Genomic DNA, 22,936 nt, shown 5'->3' with positions numbered 1-22,936 from the left:
GTCGTCGCGATGCACCGGGCGCGTGCTCAGCTTTATTTAGGCGTTTTTTTCAATCCGCCCTTCCCAGTTTCGAGGTCAGAACCTTGCCGATCTCGGACATTGGTTCTGGATCTGTCATTGCACCATGGTGGCAGGCGATTTCATAGACATTGACCTGACCCGTCACAAACGGGAGCCAGACCTCGGGGGATGGGAGGCGGGGCGTTTCGGTCGCGACGAACAGCAGCAGATTGCCCGTGATCTTTTCGGGCCTGTAGTTCTTGAGAAGCGAGACATTGTGTTTTGTCACCTCGTTCATTCTCACGATGTGATTCTTGCTGAGACTCGAAAGAATGGATTTCTCCGCGCTGAAGGTGATTCCCTGCCGTATTCTTTCCCTTTGGAGGTAGGCTGATTTCCGCTCGACCGGGAAGTCGAGCCGGTCGATATCGGACTGCTGATTCGTTGTCTTGAAAACGTTCACATGGGGTGGATAGGTATCGAGAAGAACGAGCTGGTTGTCCAGCCCGCTTTGCGCGGAGGCAAGGCGGGCTATTTCAACGGCCACATATCCGCCGAACGACCAGCCGAGGAGGTTGTAGGGGCCCGATGGCTGAACCTTTCGGATCTCCTGCAGGTAGTCTGCTGCCATCGCTTCGATGGAATCCGGCATGAGCGCGAGATCCGCATACCCCCGGGCCTGCAGTCCGTACACGGGGCGATTGTTGCCAAGGTATTTGATGAGCGACCCGTAGCCCCAGCTCAACCCACCTCCCGGGTGGATGCAGAAAAGGGGCGCGATGTCTCCCGTGGACCTGATCGGTATCAGCGTCTCGAACGAGTCGTTCTGATCCTTGGCGTTGATTCGTTCGCTGAGCTGCGCGATGTTGGGTGCTTCGAACAGCGTGCGGATGGCCAGCTCCACGCCCAGGGCTGAGCGGATGCGGCTGATGAGTTTGGTGGCCAGCAGGGAGTGGCCGCCCAGGTCGAAGAAGTTGTCGTCGATGCCCACCTGTGGCAGGTGCAGGATCTCTGCGAAGAGGGCGGCCAGGATCTCCTCCTGGGGGGTGCGCGGTGCGCGGATGCTCTGGGGCGTGAAGTCCGGAGCGGGCAGGGCTCGGCGGTCGAGCTTGCCGTTGGGAGTCAGGGGCAGGGCGGGCAGCGCGACGATGGCCGCGGGGACCATCTGTTCGGGCAGGAAGTCCGAGAGCGCACGGCGCAGCGCCTGGGCATCCACGGGCAGGTCGCCCTGTGTGACGACATAGCCCACCAGCTGCTTGTGGCCTGGGGTGTCCTCGCGGGCGATGACGGCGGCCTGCGCAACATGGGGCAGACCCACCAGGGCGGCCTCGATCTCTCCGAGCTCGATGCGGAATCCGCGGATCTTGACCTGCTGGTCGGCACGCCCGAGGAAGTCGAGCACGCCATCGGCGCGCCATCGGGCCAGGTCTCCTGTGCGGTACATGCGGCTGCCCGGAGCGCCGAAGGGATTGGCCACGAAGCGCTCGGCGCTCAGGCCCGGGCGGTTCAGGTAGCCGCGCGCCAGGCCGGCACCTGCCACATACAGCTCACCCGGCACACCCGCGGGCACCGGCTGCAGCGCCGCATCCAGCACATGCACCTGCAAGTCGGGGATGCCACGCCCGATCAGGCTGTTGGCCTCCACTGCGGCGATCTGCCGGTCCAGCGCGATGTAGCTGACATGCACCGTCGTCTCGGTGATCCCGTACATGTTGACCAGCACCGGGGCGTTGTCCGCGTGCCGCGCGTACCAGTCCTGCAGGCGCCTGAGCTCCAGGGCTTCGCCGCCGAAGATCACGCAGCGCAGCGCCAGTCCCGCGCGCAGGTGCGGCTGCTCCAGGTCGGCCTGCATCAGCTGGTAGAAGGCCGAAGGCGTCTGATTCAGGACCGTGACCTTCTCGCGCACGAGCAGCGCCAGGAACTCCGAGGGCGAGCGGCTGAGCAGATTGGGGATGACGACCAGGCGGCCGCCGCGAAGCAGGGGCCCCCACAGCTCCCAGACCGAGAAGTCGAAGGCATGGGAATGGAACATGGTCCAGACGTCGTCCGGGCCGAAGCGGTACCAGTGCTCGGTGGCGCCCAGCAGGCGCACGACGTTTTGCTGGGGGATGACCACGCCCTTGGGCCTGCCGGTGGAGCCGGAGGTGTAGATGACGTAGGCGGGGTTGAGCGGGGTGAGGGGGCGGGTGCGGTGGCTGTCGGTGGGGTTGGCCGTCGAGCACGCGGCGATCGCCTGGTCCACGTCGGTCGCGTCCAGCAGCAGTGTGGGCACGCCTGGGGGCAGCAGCTGTGCGGTGGCCGCGTCGCTGATCATGCACACGGGCGCGGCATCCTGGAGCATGAAGGCCAGGCGGTCCTTGGGGTAGTCCACGTCCAGCGGCAGGTAGGCGGCGCCGGCCTTGACGATGGCCAGCAGGCCGACCACCAGCTCCAGGGAACGCGGCAGCGCCAGGGCGACGAAGCGCTCGGGTCCCACGCCCTGGGCGATCAGGTGATGTGCGAGTTGGTTGGCACGTGCATTGAGCTCGCCGTAGCTCAGGCGCCGGTCCTCGAAGACCAGGGCGATGGCGTCCGGCGTCTGTGCCACCTGCTGTTCGAAGAGCGCGGGCAGCGTGGCCTGGGGAAGTGGCGCGATGGTGTCGTTCCATCCGACAAGGATCTGCTGGCGCTCCTCGGGCGCGAGGATCTCGATGTGGCCGATGGGCTGCGAGGCATCGGCGGCAATCGCTTCGAGCACCCGCTGCAGGCGCTGCACGATCTGCTCCACGTCAGCACGCTCGAACAGGTCAGGCCGATAGCCCACCCGCAACTGCAACTGCGCTCCCGGAACGACCGCGATGCTCAGCGGATAGTGGGTGGTGTCTCCCCCGCTGCCCCCGGCCCGTGCGACCTGCACGCCCGCATAGGAAGGCTGGCGCCCCCTGGGGTCCACCGGATAGTTCTCGAAGACGAACAGCGTGTCAAAGAGCGAAGCGAAGCCGCTCAGGCGCTGGATGTCCGACAGGCCCAGGTGCTGGTGCGCGATGAGCGAGGACTGCTCGTCCTGCAGCCGTGCGAGGACCTGGGCGACGGGCTCGTCGGGCTGGAACTGCAGGCGCAGCGGCAGGGTGTTGATGAACAGGCCCACCATGGACTCCACGCCGGCCAGCTCAGGGGGACGACCGGAGACCGTGATGCCGAAGACCACGTCCTGGCGGCCCGTCAGGCGTGCGAGCAGCGCACCCCATGCGCCCTGCATGAGGGTGTTGAGCGTCAGGCTGTGCTGGCGGGCCTGCCGTGTGAGGGCGTCGGTCAACGTGTGCGGCAGGCTGAAGGCGAAGGACTCCTGGCGCCCCGAGGTGGAGGCGGGCGAGGAGACGAGCTTGGTGGGCTCCTGCAGGCCCGCGAAGGCCTCGCGCCATGCCTGCTCGGCGGCGCTGCGGTCCTGCTGCCTGGACCAGGCCAGGTAGTTGCGATAGGGCGTGGCCGGCGGCAGGGCGTGGGCATCGCCCCGGCTCTCATAGAGCGCGAACAGCTCCTTGAGCAGGATCGGCATGGACCAGCCGTCCAGCAGGATGTGGTGGCTGGTGAAGACGAAGCGGGCGCGCTGGGGGGCCAGGCGAACGAGCGCAAAGCGCAGCAGGGGCGCTTGGGCGGGGTCGAAGGGCTGCAGGCGATCCTGCTCGAGGAAGTGGGCCAGGCCGGCCTCGCGCGCGTTGGCATCGAGCGAGATCAGATCGATGTCCTGCCAGGGCAGGGCGATCTGGCGGTCAATGATCTGCACGGGCTCGGAGAGGTCCTGGTGCAGGAATGCGGCGCGCAGGTGCGCGTGGCGCTGCAGCAGGGCGCGGGCGGCCGCCTGCAGGGCTGCGCCATCCAGGGGGCCGGTGAGTTCGAAGGCCATCTGCACGACATAGGCGTCGGCCTCGTGCTCGTCGTACAGGGCGTGGAACAGCAGGCCCTGCTGCAGGGCCGACAGGGGCAGGATCTCCTCGAGCAAGGGGTGCTGCTGCTCCAGGCGTTCGAGCTCCGGTTGCGCGAGCGTCAGCAGCGGGAAGTCCGAGGGCGTGAAGCCGCCAGCGTCGCTGCGTTGGGCATGCGAGACCAATGCTTCGAGCGCATCGAACCAGCCCTTGGCAAGATCGCGGATGTCCTCTTCGCCAAAGAGCTCGGAGGCCCAGGCCCAGGAGGCGTGGAGCTCGGGGCCCTCGATGCGATCCCTGACCAGCGCATTCATGTCGATAGCGTGTGCCAGCGGCATGTCCTGGTTGCGGCTGCCGCCGAGCCCGGAGGCCTCCGGCGCGGCGGCCCAGTCCTGCGCCCGCGGGGCTGCGAAGCGGCCCAGGTAGTTGAACCCGATCTGCGGTGCGGCACCGGCGAGGACCTTGGACGTCTCGGGGTTCAGGTAGCGCAGCAGCCCGAAGCCCAGGCCGTTGTCGGGCAGGGCGCGCAGTTGCTCCTTGCTCTGCTTGAGCGCACGGCCCATGTGCGGGCCGCCACGCAGCGCGTCATCCAGGTCGATGCCCTGCAAGTCCAGGCGCATGGGGAAGATGCTGGTGAACCAGCCCACGGTGCGCGAGAGATCGATGTCCTGGAAGATCTCTTCGCGGCCATGGCCTTCGAGATCGAAGAGAACGCCCGAGGCTTGTTCGGATGAACGCCTGCGGCGCCAGTGGGCCACGGCCAGCGCGAAGGCTGTCAGCAGCACGTCGTTGATGCGACCATGGAAGAGTGCCGGCACCTGCGTGAGCAGTGCGGAGGTGAGCGTGCTGGGCAGGCTCAGGGTCAGGCGCCGGGCCGTTGCGACCGTGTCACGGGCGGCATCGAGCGGACGATGGGACAGCAGCGGGTCCGATGCGCCCACGATGGACTGCCACAAGGGCAGCTCGGCGAGCCGTCGTGCAGAGAGCGCTTCGGCGTTCAGGCGCAGCGCCCAGTGCCGCAGGGAACTGCCGCGAGGCCCCAGCTTGGCGCGCTCGTTGCGCTGCGCGGCCCGCCAGGCCAGTTCGAGGTCGGGCACGAGGATGCGCCAGGAGACGCCGTCCACCGCCAGGTGGTGGATCGTCAGCAGCAGGCGTCCCGGCTGCGCGCTGCCGGCGTCGAACCAGGTGGCCTGCAGCATGCGGCCGGCCTCGGGGTCCAGGCGGGCTGCGGCTGCGCGCGAGGCCTCGGCAATGAGCATACGAAGGCCGTCCTCGTGCAAACCGACCGTGTCGATGCGGCGAAGGCACTCGCTGGCTCCGAAGGCCGGCACTGGCGGTATCTCCAGCTGCCAGCCCATCCTACTCTGGGCAGCACGGGTCGCGGAATGCAGATGCATGCGCAGCGCATCGTGCTGGTCGAGCAACGCCTGCAGGGCGGCAACCAGATGGTCCTGCTGCACGTCCGCGGGCACCTGCAGCAGCATCGACTGGTTGTAGCGGCGTATCGGGCCGCCGCGCTCGATCAACCAGCGAATGATCGGTGTCGCGGGAATCGTCCCGGTAGAGATGTCCGCCGTGGCATCTTGCGAAGCCAGGGGCGTGGACACTGCGGCGAGTGCCGCGACGTTCTGGTGCTGGAAGATGCTGCGCGGGGTGATGAGCAGGCCCGCCTTGCGGGCGCGGCTGACCAGCTGGATGGAGCTGATGCTGTCGCCGCCCAGGTCGAAGAAGTTGTCGTCGATGCCCACCTGTGGCAGGTGCAGGATCTCTGCGAAGAGGGCGGCCAGGATCTCCTCCTGGGGGGTGCGCGGTGCGCGGATGCTCTGGGGCGTGAAGTCCGGAGCGGGCAGGGCTCGGCGGTCGAGCTTGCCGTTGGGAGTCAGGGGCAGGGCGGGCAGCGCGACGATGGCCGCGGGGACCATGTGTTCGGGCAGGAAGTCCGAGAGCGCACGGCGCAGCGCCTGGGCATCCACGGGCAGGTCGCCCTGTGTGACGACATAGCCCACCAGCTGCTTGTGGCCTGGGGTGTCCTCGCGGGCGATGACGGCGGCCTGCGCAACATGGGGCAGACCCACCAGGGCGGCCTCGATCTCTCCGAGCTCGATGCGGAATCCGCGGATCTTGACCTGCTGGTCGGCACGCCCGAGGAAGTCGAGCACGCCATCGGCGCGCCATCGGGCCAGGTCTCCTGTGCGGTACATGCGGCTGCCCGGAGCGCCGAAGGGATTGGCCACGAAGCGCTCGGCGCTCAGGCCCGGGCGGTTCAGGTAGCCGCGCGCCAGGCCGGCACCTGCCACATACAGCTCACCCGGCACACCCGCGGGCACCGGCTGCAGCGCCGCATCCAGCACATGCACCTGCAAGTCGGGGATGCCACGCCCGATCAGGCTGTTGGCCTCCACTGCGGCGATCTGCCGGTCCAGCGCGATGTAGCTGACATGCACCGTCGTCTCGGTGATCCCGTACATGTTGACCAGCACCGGGGCGTTGTCCGCGTGCCGCGCGTACCAGTCCTGCAGGCGCCTGAGCTCCAGGGCTTCGCCGCCGAAGATCACGCAGCGCAGCGCCAGTCCCGCGCGCAGGTGCGGCTGCTCCAGGTCGGCCTGCATCAGCTGGTAGAAGGCCGAAGGCGTCTGATTCAGGACCGTGACCTTCTCGCGCACGAGCAGCGCCAGGAACTCCGAGGGCGAGCGGCTGAGCAGATTGGGGATGACGACCAGGCGGCCGCCGCGAAGCAGGGGCCCCCACAGCTCCCAGACCGAGAAGTCGAAGGCATGGGAATGGAACATGGTCCAGACGTCGTCCGGGCCGAAGCGGTACCAGTGCTCGGTGGCGCCCAGCAGGCGCACGACGTTCTGCTGGGGGATGACCACGCCCTTGGGCCTGCCGGTGGATCCGGAGGTGTAGATGACGTAGGCGGGGTTGAGCGGGGTGAGGGGGCGGGTGCGGTGGCTGTCGGTGGGGTTGGCCGTCGAGCACGCGGCGATCGCCTGGTCCACGTCGGTCGCGTCCAGCAGCAGTGTGGGCACGCCTGGGGGCAGCAGCTGTGCGGTGGCCGCGTCGCTGATCATGCACACGGGCGCGGCATCCTGGAGCATGAAGGCCAGGCGGTCCTTGGGGTAGTCCACGTCCAGCGGCAGGTAGGCGGCGCCGGCCTTGACGATGGCCAGCAGGCCGACCACCAGCTCCAGGGAACGCGGCAGCGCCAGGGCGACGAAGCGCTCGGGTCCCACGCCCTGGGCGATCAGGTGATGTGCGAGTTGGTTGGCACGTGCATTGAGCTCGCCGTAGCTCAGGCGCCGGTCCTCGAAGACCAGGGCGATGGCGTCCGGTGTCTGTGCCACCTGCTGTTCGAAGAGCGCGGGCAGCGTGGCTTGGGGAAGCGGCGCGATGGTGTCGTTCCATCCGACAAGGATCTGCTGGCGCTCCTCGGGCGCGAGGATCTCGATGTGGCCGATGGGCTGCGAGGCATCGGCGGCAATCGCTTCGAGCACACGCTGCAGGCGCTGCACGATCTGCTCCACGGTGGCCAGCTCGAACAGGTCGGTGGCGAACTCGACGTGTCCCGCGATGCCTTGGGGCGAACCGTCCGTGCCACGTTGCTCGCGCAGCGCGAAGGACAGGTCGAACTTGGCAGTGTGCAGGCCCAATGGCTGGGCGCTGGCCTGCAGGCCGGGCAGCTGGAAGCTTGCGCGGTCATTGTTCTGCAGCACCAGCATGACCTGGAACAGCGGATGGCGCGCCATGGAGCGCTGCGGGTTGAGCACCTCCACCAGGCGCTCGAAGGGCAGGTCCTGGTGCGCGTAGGCGCTCAGGTTGGTCTCACGCACGCGGGTCAACAGATCCTTGAAGCTGGGGTTGCCCGAGGTGTCGGTGCGCAGCACGAGCGTGTTGATGAAGAAGCCCACCAGGTTGTCCAGGGCCTCATCGGTGCGCCCGGCGATCGGGCTGCCTAGGGGGATGTCGGTGCCCGCGCCCAGGCGCGTGAACAAGGTTGCCAGTGCGGCCTGCAGCACCATGAACATGCTGGCTTGGCCCTCGCGGGCGATGGCTGCCAGCTTGCGGTGCAGGGGTGCATCCAGCTGGAAGGCGATGCCTCCGCCCTGATAGGAAGAGACGGCAGGGCGGGGCCTGTCGGTGGGCAATTGAAGTTGCTCGGGCAGGCCGGCGAGCGTGTGCTGCCAGTAGGCCAGCTGTGCCGAGATGATGCTCTGGGGGTCCGACTCGCCGCCCAGCAGCTCATGCTGCCAGAGCGTGTAGTCGGCGTACTGCACAGGCAGTGGCGACCACTGTGGGGCATGGCCCTGTGCGCGAGCGGCATAGGCGCTGGACAGGTCTCGCGCCAGTGGCGCGAGTGACCATCCGTCGCTGGCGATGTGATGGCACAGCAGCAGCAGGACGTGGTGCTCCTCGTCCAGGTGGAACAGGCTGGCGCGAATTGGGATCTCCGAGCCCAGATCGAAGCAGTGAGCGGCCGCAGCGGCCAGTTGCTGGGGCAAGGAGGCTTCGCTGGCCTGTGCGATCTGCAGCACGGGTTGTGCGGCCTCGGGCGCCAGGATGAGCTGCACGCAGGCGGCTTCGTTCGTGTCCTGGAAGATGGTGCGCAGGCTCTCGTGGCGTGCGACCACATCGCCCAGCGCCTGGTGCAGCGCCGCGTCATCGATGCGGCTTGTCAGGCGCAGGGCGATGGGGATGTTGTAGGTCGCACTGGGTCCGTCGATCTGGAAGAGCAGCCACATGCGGCGCTGGGCGAACGAGACGGGAATCTGCGCAGGCCGTGCCATGGGTAGCAGTGCCTTGCGAGCGCCCTGCGCGTTGCTCAGGCGCTGGGCCAGTTGGGCCACCGATGGTGCTTCGAACAGCGTGCGGATGGCCAGCTCCACGCCGAGGGCTGAGCGGATGCGGCTGATGAGTTTGGTGGCCAGCAGGGAGTGGCCGCCCAGGTCGAAGAAGTTGTCGTCGATGCCCACCTGTGGCAGGTGCAGGATCTCTGCGAAGAGGGCGGCCAGGATCTCCTCCTGGGGGGTGCGCGGTGCGCGGATGCTCTGGGGCGTGAAGTCCGGGGCGGGCAGGGCTCGGCGGTCGAGCTTGCCGTTGGGGGTCAGGGGCAGGGCGGGCAGCACGACGATGGCCGCGGGGACCATGTAGTCGGGCAGCTGCTCGGCCAGGGCGCGGCGCAGGGCCGCGGTGTCGATCAGAGAGTCGGCGGACTCGGGCACCACGTAGCCCACCAGCTGCTTGTGGCCGGGCGTGTCCTCGCGGGCGATGACGGCGGCCTGCGCGACATGGGGCAGGCGCGTGAGCGCAGCCTCGATCTCGCCCGGCTCGATGCGGAAGCCGCGGATCTTGACCTGCTGGTCGGCGCGCCCGAGGAAGTCGAGCACGCCGTCGGGGCGCCATCGGGCCAGGTCTCCTGTGCGGTACATGCGGCTGCCCGGAGCGCCGAAGGGGTTGGCCACGAAGCGCTCGGCGGTGAGGCCAGGCCTGTTCAGGTAGCCGCGCGCCAGGCCGGCACCTGCCACGTACAACTCACCCGACGCACCGGCCGGCACGGGACGCAGCATGGCATCCAGCACGTACACCTGCGTGTTCCAGATCGGCCGGCCAATGGGCGCTTCATCTTTGCCGGCAGGCGCGAAGACACTGTCTCCCGTTGCCTCCGAGGATCCGTAGAAGTTCAGGAGCTGCGCGTGCGGCAGGAATGTCGTGAAACGCGTGGCCAGCTCGGGTGGCATTACTTCGCCGCTCACGATCCAGAGCCGGCAGTCCTGCAGTCGTGATGCATCGCCTTGCTCTATCAAGCCTGCAAGAAGACTTGGAACGAGCGTGATGCGTTCGATCCGATGTTGCTCAATCAGTGCGACCAGATCGTCAAGCGTCTTGGTCGCATGGGCGCTGGCCATCACGACAGGCGAGCCGAACAGAAGGGGGCCGAGAAGCTCGGTCGATCCATCAATGAATGCGATGGAGCTTTTGGCGATGGAAGTTTTTCCCTCACCATAGGGATGCACCGCATGGATCCAGTTCAGGCGGTTGACGGCGCCGGCATGGGGACCCATGACGCCCTTGGGCCTGCCGGTGGATCCGGAGGTGTAGATGACGTAGGCGGGGTTGAGCGGGGTGAGGGGGCGGGTGCGGTGGCTGTCGGTGGGATTGGCCGTCGGGCGCGCGGCGATCGCCTGGCCCACGTCGGTCGCGTCCAGCAGCAGTGTGGGCACGCCTGGGGGCAGCAGCTGTGCGGTGGCCGCGTCGCTGATCATGCAGACGGGCGCTGCATCCTGGAGCATGAAGGCCAGGCGGTCCTTGGGATAGTCCACGTCCAGCGGCAGGTAGGCGGCGCCGGCCTTGACGATGGCCAGCAGGCCGACCACCAGCTCCAGGGAACGCGGCAGCGCCAGGGCGACGAAGCGCTCGGGTCCCACGCCCTGGGCGATCAGGTGATGTGCGAGTTGGTTGGCACGTGCATTGAGCTCGCCGTAGCTCAGGCGCCGGTCCTCGAAGACCAGGGCGATGGCGTCCGGTGTCTGTGCCACCTGCTGTTCGAAGAGCGCGGGCAGCGTGGCCTGGGGAAGCGGCGCGATGGTGTCGTTCCATCCGACAAGGATCTGCTGGCGCTCCTCGGGCGCGAGGATCTCGATGTGGCCGATGGGCTGCGAGGCATCGGCGGCAATCGCTTCGAGCACCCGCTGCAGGCGCTGCACGATCTGCTCCACGTCAGCACGCTCGAACAGGTCAGGCCGATAGCCCACCCGCAACTGCAACTGCGCTCCCGGAACGACCGCGATGCTCAGCGGATAGTGGGTGGTGTCTCCCCCGCTGCCCCCGGCCCGTGCGACCTGCACGCCCGCATAGGAAGGCTGGCGCCCCCTGGGGTCCACCGGATAGTTCTCGAAGACGAACAGCGTGTCAAAGAGCGAAGCGAAGCCGCTCAGGCGCTGGATGTCCGACAGGCCCAGGTGCTGGTGCGCGATGAGCGAGGACTGCTCGTCCTGCAGCCGTGCGAGGACCTGGGCGACGGGCTCGTCGGGCTGGAACTGCAGGCGCAGCGGCAGGGTGTTGATGAACAGGCCCACCATGGACTCCACGCCGGCCAGCTCAGGGGGACGACCGGAGACCGTGATGCCGAAGACCACGTCCTGGCGGCCCGTCAGGCGTGCGAGCAGCGCACCCCATGCGCCCTGCATGAGGGTGTTGAGCGTCAGGCTGTGCTGGCGGGCCTGCCGTGTGAGGGCGTCGGTCAACGTGTGCGGCAGGCTGAAGGCGAAGGACTCCTGGCGCCCCGAGGTGGAGGCGGGCGAGGAGACGAGCTTGGTGGGCTCCTGCAGGCCCGCGAAGGCCTCGCGCCATGCCTGCTCGGCGGCGCTGCGGTCCTGCTGCCTGGACCAGGCCAGGTAGTTGCGATAGGGCGTGGCCGGCGGCAGGGCGTGGGCATCGCCCCGGCTCTCATAGAGCGCGAACAGCTCCTTGAGCAGGATCGGCATGGACCAGCCGTCCAGCAGGATGTGGTGGCTGGTGAAGACGAAGCGGGCGCGCTGGGGGGCCAGGCGAACGAGCGCAAAGCGCAGCAGGGGCGCTTGGGCGGGGTCGAAGGGCTGCAGGCGATCCTGCTCGAGGAAGTGGGCCAGGCCGGCCTCGCGCGCGTTGGCATCGAGCGAGATCAGATCGATGTCCTGCCAGGGCAGGGCGATCTGGCGGTCAATGATCTGCACGGGCTCGGAGAGGTCCTGGTGCAGGAATGCGGCGCGCAGGTGCGCGTGGCGCTGCAGCAGGGCGCGGGCGGCCGCCTGCAGGGCTGCGCCATCCAGGGGGCCGGTGAGTTCGAAGGCCATCTGCACGACATAGGCGTCGGCCTCGTGCTCGTCGTACAGGGCGTGGAACAGCAGGCCCTGCTGCAGGGCCGACAGGGGCAGGATCTCCTCGAGCAAGGGGTGCTGCTGCTCCAGGCGTTCGAGCTCCGGTTGCGCGAGCGTCAGCAGCGGGAAGTCCGAGGGCGTGAAGCCGCCAGCGTCGCTGCGTTGGGCATGCGAGACCAATGCTTCGAGCGCATCGAACCAGCCCTTGGCAAGATCGCGGATGTCCTCTTCGCCAAAGAGCTCGGAGGCCCAGGCCCAGGAGGCGTGGAGCTCGGGGCCCTCGATGCGATCCCTGACCAGCGCATTCATGTCGATAGCGTGTGCCAGCGGCATGTCCTGGTTGCGGCTGCCGCCGAGCCCGGAGGCCTCCGGCGCGGCGGCCCAGTCCTGCGCCCGCGGGGCTGCGAAGCGGCCCAGGTAGTTGAACCCGATCTGCGGTGCGGCACCGGCGAGGACCTTGGACGTCTCGGGGTTCAGGTAGCGCAGCAGCCCGAAGCCCAGGCCGTTGTCGGGCAGGGCGCGCAGTTGCTCCTTGCTCTGCTTGAGCGCACGGCCCATGTGCGGGCCGCCACGCAGCGCGTCATCCAGGTCGATGCCCTGCAAGTCCAGGCGCATGGGGAAGATGCTGGTGAACCAGCCCACGGTGCGCGAGAGATCGATGTCCTGGAAGATCTCTTCGCGGCCATGGCCTTCGAGATCGAAGAGAACGCCCGAGGCTTGTTCGGATGAACGCCTGCGGCGCCAGTGGGCCACGGCCAGCGCGAAGGCTGTCAGCAGCACGTCGTTGATGCGACCATGGAAGAGTGCCGGCACCTGCGTGAGCAGTGCGGAGGTGAGCGTGCTGGGTAGGCTCAGGGTCAGGCGCCGGGCCGTTGCGACCGTATCGCGGGTCGCATCGAGCGGACGATGGGACAGCAGCGGGTCCGATGCGCCCACGATGGACTGCCACAAGGGCAGCTCGGCGAGCCGTCGTGCAGAGAGCGCTTCGGCGTTCAGGCGCAGCGCCCAGTGCCGCAGGGAACTGCCGCGAGGCCCCAGCTTGGCGCGCTCGTTGTGCAGCGCGGCCCGCCAGGCCAGTTCGAGGTCGGGCACGAGGATGCGCCAGGAGACGCCGTCTACCGCCAGGTGGTGGATCGTCAGCAGAAGGCGTCCCGGCTGTGCGCTGCCGGCGTCGAACCAGGTGGCCTGCAGCATGCGTCCGGCCTCGGGGTCCAGGCGGGCTGCGGCCGCGCGCGACGCTCCGGCGATGAGGCTGCGGCGGCTGGTGTCATCCAGTCCGTCGATGTCGACCCGCTGCAGGCAGCCCTGTACGTCGCTGGGCTTGGCGGACGCGATCTCCAACTGCCAGGCACCTGCATCCCTGCGTGCGGGCACGAGGCGCATGCGCAGCGCGTCGTGGTGAGCCACCAGCGTGTGCAGGGCAACGGACAGGTGGAGCTCTTGCATGTCCGCCGGGACCTGCAGCAGCATCGACTGGTTGAACTGGGCCATTGGGCCGTTGGCATCGAGCAGCCAATGGGCAATGGGCATCAAGGGCAAGGTGCCTGTCGCTACATCCTCAAGGATTCCTTGCGTGTCCAGTGAAGTGGCGGCCGAAGCAATGGCTTTCACATTCTGGTGCTGGAAGATGCCACGCGGCGTGATGAGCAGGCCCGCCTTGCGGGCGCGGCTGACCAGCTGGATGGAGCTGATGCTGTCGCCGCCCAGGTCGAAGAAGTTGTCGTCGATGCCCACCTGTGGCAGGTGCAGGATCTCTGCGAAGAGGGCGGCCAGGATCTCCTCCTGGGGGGTGCGCGGTGCGCGGATGCTCTGGGGCGTGAAGTCCGGGGCGGGCAGGGCTCGGCGGTCGAGCTTGCCGTTGGGAGTCAGGGGCAGGGCGGGCAGCACGACGATGGCCGCGGGGACCATGTGTTCGGGCAGGAAGTCCGAGAGCGCACGGCGCAGCGCCTGGGCATCCACGGGCAGGTCGTCCTGTGTGACGACATAGCCCACCAGCTGCTTGTGGCCTGGGGTGTCCTCGCGGGCGATGACGGCGGTCTGCGCAACGCCAGGCAGACCCACCAGGGCGGCCTCGATCTCTCCGAGCTCGATGCGAAAGCCCCGGATCTTGACCTGCTGGTCGGCACGCCCGAGGAAGTCGAGCACGCCGTCGGGGCGCCATCGGGCCAGGTCGCCTGTGCGGTACATGCGTTCTCCGGCTTGAAAGGGATCCGGCACGAAATACTCCGTATCCAACTCGGGCCGGTTCAGATAGCCCCGTGCCAGGCCGGCACCGCCGATGTAAAGCTCTCCAGGCATCCCGGCCGGAACCAACTGGCGATTGTGGTCAAGCACATAGCATCGCGCGTTGGAGATCGGGCGACCGATGGGAATCGTGTCGACGTAGTCGGTCACGTTGCCGATCAAGTGGTGCGTGGAGTTGCAGGCCGCCTCTGTCGGGCCGTAGAAGTTGCCGATCGCCACTGCCGGCAGCCGATCGCGTACTTTGCCAACCAGTTCGACATCCAGTGCTTCGCCCCCAACGATCAGGTAGCGCAGGCTTTCGCACTGTGCGAACGAGGGCTCAGTGGTCAATGCCCGAAGCAGCGTGGGCACCAGCGAAACCAGGCTGATGCGCTGCTGCTGGATGGTGCGAACGAGATAGTCGGTGTCGGCCTGTCCACCTGGCAATGCAAGAACCACCGTTGCACCGCTGGTGAGCGGCGAAAAGAACTCGTGGAATGCGGCGTCGAAGCTGATGGAAGTCTTCTGCAGCAGGCGATCCGATACACCGAGTCCGACGGTGCGAGAGAACCAGAGGATGTTGTTGCAGGCAGCCGCATGCGAGACGATGACCCCCTTGGGCATGCCGGTGGAGCCGGAGGTGTAGATGACATACGCAGCGTGCCGGGGCGTCGCACTCCGAGTCGGGTTGTGTGCGCTGCAGCGCGCAATGAATGCCTCATGCGCGTCGAGCTGTAGCTGTGTCGCATGGTGCGGCGGCAAGGGAAGCTGATGGTGAGATACCACGACGGGCAGTGCCGCATCTTCCAGCATGAAGGCCAGGCGATCGGCGGGATAGTCCGGATCCAGGGGCACGAAAGCACCGCCCGCCTTGAGTACGCCGAGCAAGGCGATGACCAGATCGAACGACCTCTCCAGGCAGACACCCACGCGAACATCGGGTCCCACGCCCTGGGCGATCAGGTGATGTGCGAGTTGGTTGGCACGTGCATTGAGCTCGCCGTAGCTCAGGCGCCGGTCCTCGAAGACCAGGGCGATGGCGTCCGGCGTCTGTGCCACCTGCTGTTCGAAGAGCGCGGGCAGCGTGGCCTGGGGAAGTGGCGCGATGGTGTCGTTCCATCCGACAAGGATCTGCTGGCGCTCCTCGGGCGCGAGGATCTCGATGTGGCCGATGGGCTGCGAGGCATCGGCGGCAATCGCTTCGAGCACCCGCTGCAGGCGCTGCACGATCTGCTCCACGTCAGCACGCTCGAACAGGTCAGGCCGATAGCCCACCCGCAACTGCAACTGCGCCCCCGGGATGACCGCGATGCTCAGCGGATAGTGGGTGGTGTCTCCCCCGCTGCCCCCGGCCCGTGCGACCTGCACGCCCGCATAGGAAGGCTGGCGCCCCCTGGGGTCCACCGGATAGTTCTCGAAGACGAACAGCGTGTCAAAGAGCGAAGCGAAGCCGCTCAGGCGCTGGATGTCCGACAGGCCCAGGTGCTGGTGCGCGATGAGCGAGGACTGCTCGTCCTGCAGCCGTGCGAGGACCTGGGCGACGGGCTCGTCGGGCTGGAACTGCAGGCGCAGCGGCAGGGTGTTGATGAACAGGCCCACCATGGACTCCACGCCGGCCAGCTCAGGGGGACGACCGGAGACCGTGATGCCGAAGACCACGTCCTGGCGGCCCGTCAGGCGTGCGAGCAGCGCACCCCATGCGCCCTGCATGAGGGTGTTGAGCGTCAGGCTGTGCTGGCGGGCCTGCCGGGTGAGGGCGTCGGTCAACGTGTGCGGCAGGCTGAAGGCGAAGGACTCCTGGCGCCCCGAGGTGGAGGCGGGCGAGGAGACGAGCTTGGTGGGCTCCTGCAGGCCCGCGAAGGCCTCGCGCCATGCCTGCTCGGCGGCGCTGCGGTCCTGCTGCCTGGACCAGGCCAGGTAGTTGCGATAGGGCGTGGCCGGCGGCAGGGCGTGGGCATCGCCCCGGCTCTCATAGAGCGCGAACAGCTCCTTGAGCAGGATCGGCATGGACCAGCCGTCCAGCAGGATGTGGTGGCTGGTGAAGACGAAGCGGGCGCGCTGGGGGGCCAGGCGAACGAGCGCAAAGCGCAGCAGGGGCGCCTGGGCGGGGTCGAAGGGCTGCAGGCGATCCTGCTCGAGGAAGTGGGCCAGGCCGGCCTCGCGCGCGTTGGCATCGAGCGAAACCAGATCGATGTCCTGCCAGGGCAGGGCGATCTGGCGGTCAATGATCTGCACGGGCTCGGAGAGGTCCTGGTGCAGGAATGCGGCGCGCAGGTGCGCGTGGCGCTGCAGCAGGGCGCGGGCGGCCGCCTGCAGGGCAGTGCCATCCAGGGGACCGGTGAGTTCGAAGGCCATCTGCACGACATAGGCGTCGGCCTCGTGCTCGTCGTACAGGGCGTGGAACAGCAGGCCCTGCTGCAGGGCCGACAGGGGCAGGATCTCCTCGAGCAAGGGGTGCTGCTGCTCCAGGCGTTCGAGCTCCGGCTCACTCAAGGTGAGCAGCGAGAGGCCGGACGCGGTGAAGTCGTTGTGGTCCTGCAGGCCCAGCGGAACGGCCACCGTTGCGAGTGCCGCGACGTTCTGGTGCTGGAAGATGCTGCGCGGGGTGATGAGCAGGCCCGCCTTGCGGGCGCGGCTGACCAGCTGGATGGAGCTGATGCTGTCGCCGCCCAGGTCGAAGAAGTTGTCGTCGATGCCCACCTGTGGCAGGTGCAGGATCTCTGCGAAGAGGGCGGCCAGGATCTCCTCCTGTGGGGTGCGCGGTGCGCGGATGCTCTGGGGCGTGAAGTCCGGAGCGGGCAGGGCTCGGCGGTCGAGCTTGCCGTTGGGAGTCAGGGGCAGGGCGGGCAGCGCGACGATGGCCGCGGGGACCATGTGTTCGGGCAGGAAGTCCGAGAGCGCACGGCGCAGCGCCTGGGCATCCACGGGCAGGTCGCCCTGTGTGACGACATAGCCCACCAACTGCTTGTGGCCAGGCGTGTCCTCGCGGGCGATGACGGCGGTCTGCGCAACGCCAGGCAGACCCACCAGGGCGGCCTCGATCTCTCCGAGCTCGATGCGGAACCCGCGGATCTTGACCTGCTGGTCGGCACGCCCGAGGAAGTCGAGCACGCCGTCGGCGCGCCATCGGGCCAGGTCGCCGGTGCGGTACATGCGGCTGCCCGGAGCGCCGAAGGGATTGGCCACGAAGCGCTCGGCGCTCAGGCCAGGCCTGTTCAGGTAGCCGCGCGCCAGGCCTGCTCCCGCGATGTACAGCTCACCCGGCACACCCGCGGGCACCGGCTGCAGCATGGCATCCAGCACGTACATCTGGATGTTCCAGATCGGGCGGCCGATCGGGATAGACGTCGACTTCTCCTGGGGATCGCACTCCCAGAATGTGACGTCCACGGCGGCTTCGGTGGGACCATACAGGTTGTGCAATGGCACATCCAGTACACGGTGAAACTCGATTTCGAGTTCCCGCGGTAGCGCCTCGCCGCTGCAGATCACACGGGTCAGCGACGTGCAGCCCGGGGCCTTGGGGTCCTGGACGAAGGCCTGCAGCATCGAGGGCACGAAGTGGGCGGTTGTGATCCCTTGGCTGCGGATCAATTGCGCAAGATAAGCGGAGTCTTTGTGGCCTTCGGGTTTGGCAAGGACGAGCACGGCACCTTCGAGCAAGGGCCAGAAGAATTCCCAGACCGACACGTCGAACCCGGCCGGTGTTTTTTGCAGGATGCGATCATCGGCGCGCAGTCGGTAAGCCGCCTGCATCCATGCCAGGCGGTTGACGATGGCCGCTTCGGAGACGACCACGCCCTTGGGTCTTCCGGTGGATCCGGAGGTGTAGATGACGTAGGCGGGGTTGAGCGGGGTGAGGGGGCGGGTGCGGTGGCTGTCGGTGGGATTGGCCGTCGGGCGCGCGGCGATCGCCTGGCCCACGTCGGTCGCGTCCAGCAGCAGTGTGGGCACGCCTGGGGGCAGCAGCTGTGCGGTGGCCGCGTCGCTGATCATGCAGACGGGCGCTGCATCCTGGAGCATGAAGGCCAGGCGGTCCTTGGGATAGTCCACGTCCAGCGGCAGGTAGGCGGCGCCGGCCTTGACGATGGCCAGCAGGCCGACCACCAGCTCCAGGGAACGCGGCAGCGCCAGGGCGACGAAGCGCTCGGGTCCCACGCCCTGGGCGATCAGGTGATGTGCGAGTTGGTTGGCACGTGCATTGAGCTCGCCGTAGCTCAGGCGCCGGTCCTCGAAGACCAGGGCGATGGCGTCCGGTGTCTGTGCCACCTGCTGTTCGAAGAGCGCGGGCAGCGTGGCCTGGGGAAGCGGCGCGATGGTGTCGTTCCATCCGACAAGGATCTGCTGGCGCTCCTCGGGCGCGAGGATCTCGATGTGGCCGATGGGCTGCGAGGCATCGGCGGCAATCGCTTCGAGCACCCGCTGCAGGCGCACCACCAGCTGCTCCACGGTGGCCAGCTCGAACAGGTCGGTGGCGAACTCCACCCGGGCGGCAATGCCCTGCGCCTGCCCGCTCTTGTCGCGCTGCTCCCACAGGGCGAAGGACAAGTCGAACTTGGCCGTGTGGTTGGCCACGGGCTCGCCCGTGGCCACCAGGCCCGGCAGCGCGAAGCTGGCCCGGGCGTTGTTCTGCAGCACCAGGGCCACCTGGAACAGCGGATGGCGCATCATCGAGCGCGTGGGGTTGAGCACCTCCACCAGGCGCTCGAAGGGCAGGTCCTGGTGCGCATAGGCGGCCAGGTCGGTGTTGCGCACGCGTGCGAGCAGTTCGCGGAAGCTGGGGTTGCCCGAGGTGTCGGTGCGCAGCACCAGCGTGTTGATGAAGAAGCCCACCAGATCGTCCAGGGCCTCGTCGGTGCGCCCGGCAATGGGACTGCCCAGGGCGATGTCGGTGCCCGCACCCATGCGGGTGAAGAGCGTGGCCAGCGCGGCCTGCAGCACCATGAACAGGCTGGCCTGCCCTTCCCTGGCGATGGCGACCAGGCCCTGGTGCACCTCGGGCGGGATCGAGAACGCCATGCTCTGTCCGCGGTAGCTGGAGACGGCCGGGCGTGGGCGATCGGTGGGCAGCTCCAGCTGCTCGGGCAGGCCGGCCAGGGCGTGCTGCCAGTAGGCCAGCTGGCGCGCACTGGTGCTGTGGGGATCGCTCTCGTCGCCCAGCAGCTCGCGCTGCCAGAGGGCGTAATCGGCGTACTGCACCGGCAGCGCAGCCCATGCGGGGGCCTTGCCCAGGCAGCGCGCGGCGTAGGCGGTGGACAGGTCGCGCGCCAGCGGTGCGAGCGACCAGCCGTCGCTGGCGATGTGGTGGCACAGCAGCAAGAGGACATGCTGCTGGGGATCGAGGCGGAACAGCCACGCGCGCAGGGGCAACTCGTGCGCGAGTTCGAAGCCGTGGCTTGCGGCCACGGAGAGCTGCTCGGCCAGCGTTGCTTCGGACACGTCGAGCACCTGCAGGACGGGTCGCGCAGCCTCCGGTGGAAGAATCACCTGCTGGGCCACATCGTCCGTGTCGGGGAAGATGGTGCGCAGGCTCTCGTGGCGGGCTGCGATATCGCACAGGGCTTGCGCGAGGGCATCGCCATCGAGCGGGCCGGCCAGGCGCAGTGTCAGGGGGATGTTGTAGGTGGCGCTGGGCCCATCCAGGCGATGCAGGAACCACAGGCGCTGCTGTGCGAAGGACAACGGGACCTGTGCGGGCCTGGGCATGGCGCGCAGGGGCGTGCGTGCGGCGGTGGAGTCCTCGCCCAGGCGTTGCGCGAGCTGCGCGATGCTGGGTGCTTCGAACAGCGTGCGGATGGCCAGCTCCACGCCCAGGGCTGAGCGGATGCGGCTGATGAGTTTGGTGGCCAGCAGGGAGTGGCCGCCCAGGTCGAAGAAGTTGTCGTCGATGCCCACCTGTGGCAGGTGCAGGATCTCTGCGAAGAGGGCGGCCAGGATCTCCTCCTGGGGGGTGCGCGGTGCGCGGATGCTCTGGGGCGTGAAGTCCGGGGCGGGCAGGGCTCGGCGGTCGAGCTTGCCGTTGGGGGTCAGGGGCAGGGCGGGCAGCACGACGATGGCCGCGGGGACCATGTAGTCGGGCAGCTGCTCGGCCAGGGCGCGGCGCAGGGCTGCGGTGTCGATCAGAGAGTCGGCGGACTCGGGCACCACGTAGCCCACCAGCTGCTTGTGGCCGGGCGTGTCCTCACGGGCGATGACGGCGGCCTGCGCGACATGGGGCAGGCGCGTGAGCGCAGCCTCGATCTCGCCCGGCTCGATGCGGAATCCGCGGATCTTGACCTGCTGGTCGGCGCGCCCGAGGAAGTCGAGCACGCCGTCGGGGCGCCATCGGGCCAGGTCGCCAGTGCGGTACATGCGGCTGCCCGGAGCGCCGAAGGGGTTGGCCACGAAGCGCTCGGCGGTGAGGCCCGGCCTGTTCAGGTAGCCGCGCGCGATGAAGTCGCTGCAGATGGCCAGTTCGCCGAACACATCCGTCGGCTGGCCGTCCGGATCGAGCAATGCAATGTGCGTCGATTCGACGGGATGACCGATGGGCAGGCGCATGCCGTTCGAATTCGTCTGCGCGTCGGCAAAGAACTGCACCGTCACCGTCGATTCGGTCGGTCCGTAGCCATTGACGAGCAAGCAATTCGGCTCAAAGTTCTTCCGGAGCAGATCGAGGTCGGCCGGTGTCGATTCCTCGCCGCCCAGGACCACCAGCCTCGTCGAAGACGCCTTCTGCGCATGCAGTCCCATGGCCCCGAGGCGAAACACGGTCGGCGTCGAATGCCAGACCGTGATCTGGTGCCGGTGGAGCCACTCGCGGATTCTGGTGAACCCCGCTTCCCGCAGATCGAGGACGTGAAGCGAGGCGCCATTCAGCAGCGCTCCATAGATGTCCATGACCGACGCATCGAAGCCGTAGGAACTAAACAGCGTCAACCGGTCGCCTGCGCTCAGGTGAAGCGCATTGGTGTATGTGGCAATGAAGTGCAGGACATTGCGATCGATCTGCACCACCCCCTTGGGTTGTCCGGTCGTCCCCGAGGTGTAGAGGATGTAGGTTGGCGTGCGGGAATCGCGTTGCGCGGCGCAGCGCTCGGCTGGCGAAATGGTCGATGGATCGAAAACAGGAATGTCCTGCTGAGCTCCGATGCTGCTCGCGAGCGCCGTCAAGGCGGATTCGCAGATCAGCGCCTCGCCTTCCGAATCCGCCAACATGAACCTGAGCCGTTCTACCGGATGAAGAGGGTCCAGCGGCACATAGGTTTTCCCCGCCTTCAGCACGCCGAGCATAGCGGCGATCATTTCCGCGCCGTGCCCGAACAGCAGCATCACGCGCCCTGCGCCCGCGCCCAAGCGCTGGCACAGGGCATTGGCGATCCCGTTGGCCTTGCGGTCCAGGTCGGCGTAGCTCCAGGATGTGTCCTGATGCGTGAGGGCGACGGCTGTGGGGTCGCGTCGCACCTGCGCTTCGAAGCGGGCCGTCAACGATTGCTCGATGTCGTCTCTTGTGAACGGCGTATAGGGCTGGGTCGGCCTGGGGCCGCCCGGCACACGCGTGGCGGAAGAAGCCGGGGATGGCAGTGCGATCTGGAACAGGCGAGTGGCCGGATGGGTGGCAACCCCGCGCAGCACGGACTTCAGATGCTCGAGCATCCATGTCACCGTGGAGCGGTCGAACAGGTCGGTGGCGAACTCGACGCGGCCCGAGATGCCGTTCAAGCTGCCTTGCTTGTTCCGCTCTTCCCACAGTGTGAAGGACAGGTCGACCTTGGCCGAGTGGATGGCGATCGGCTCGAAGGCCGTCTCGATCCCGGGAAGCTCGACGCTGGCCCTCGCGTTGTTCTGGAATACCAGCGTGACCTGGAACAGCGGATGGCGCGCCATGGAGCGCACGGGGTTGAGCACCTCTACCAGGCGCTCGAACGGCAGGTCCTGGTGCTCGTAGGCGCTCAGGTTGGTTTCCCGTACCCGCTGCAGCAGCTCGTCAAAGCGTGGGTTGCCCGAGGTGTCGGTGCGCAGCACGAGCGTGTTCAGGAAGAACCCGACGAGATCGTTGAGTGCTTCGTCGGTGCGACCTGCGATCGGGCAGCCCAAGGGGATGTCCGTGCCCGCGCCCAGGCGGGTGAACAGGGTGGCCAAGGCTGCTTGAAGCACCATGAAAAGACTGCCTCCTCCTTGGCGAGCCAGCGCCGTCAAACCCTGGTGGAGTTGCGCATCGAGCTGGAACGCAATGCTTTCACCGCGATAGCTGGAGACCGGAGGCCGCGGGCGATCGGTGGGAAGTTCGAGTTGTTCGGGCAGGTCGGCCAAGGCTTGCTTCCAGTAGGCCAGCTGGCGCCCCCCGGTGCTGTCCGGATCGTTCTCGTCGCCCAGCAGCTCGCGCTGCCACAGGGTGTAGTCGGCGTACTGCACCGGCAGCGGCTCCCACGCGGGCGGCTTGCCTTGGCAGCGTGCGGCGTAGGCGACAGACAGGTCGCGCACCAGCGGTGCGAGCGACCAGCCGTCGCTGGCGATGTGATGGCACAGCAGCAAGAGGACATGCTGCTGCGGATCGATGCGGAACAGCCATGCGCGAAACGGAATCTCGCGTGTCAGCTCGAAGCAGTGGTCGGCGGCTTCGGCGAGCTGCGTGGCGAGCGTTGCCTGGCGGGCCTGAGCTCTTTCCAGAACGAAATCCGCTTTCTCCGCGGGAAGAATGATCTGCTGCGGCTCATCGTCCGTGTCGGGAAAGATGGTTCGCAGGCTCTCGTGCCGGGAGACCAGGTCGCCCAGGGCGAGTTGAAGCGCCGCGTCGTCGACGTTGCCTGTCAGCCGCAGGGCCAACGGAAGGTTGTAGGTGGCGTTCGCACCGTCCAGCCGGTGCAGGAACCACAGTCGTTGCTGAGCAAAGGAGAGAGGAATCATCATCGGTCCGGGTCGAGAGGTGTGGTTCCGCCGTCGTTCGACGGCAACGCGGTGGGTGATAGGGGATCAGGG

Annotated in this window: 1 protein-coding gene; it reads right to left on the bottom strand. The window is 67.7% G+C overall.

The features are described 5' to 3' along the window. Nucleotides 1-49 precede the first annotated feature (49 nt). Nucleotides 50-22,867, bottom strand: coding sequence for a non-ribosomal peptide synthase/polyketide synthase (locus tag QFZ83_RS25210; protein ID WP_307510969.1), 22,818 nt, complete (start codon nt 22,865-22,867; stop codon nt 50-52). Between the last annotated feature and the right edge of the window lie 69 nt (nt 22,868-22,936).

This window comes from Variovorax sp. W1I1 (assembly GCF_030815625.1).
GTDB classification, from domain to species: domain Bacteria; phylum Pseudomonadota; class Gammaproteobacteria; order Burkholderiales; family Burkholderiaceae_C; genus Variovorax; species Variovorax paradoxus_C.
This window is presented reverse-complemented; position numbering and strand designations above follow the sequence as displayed.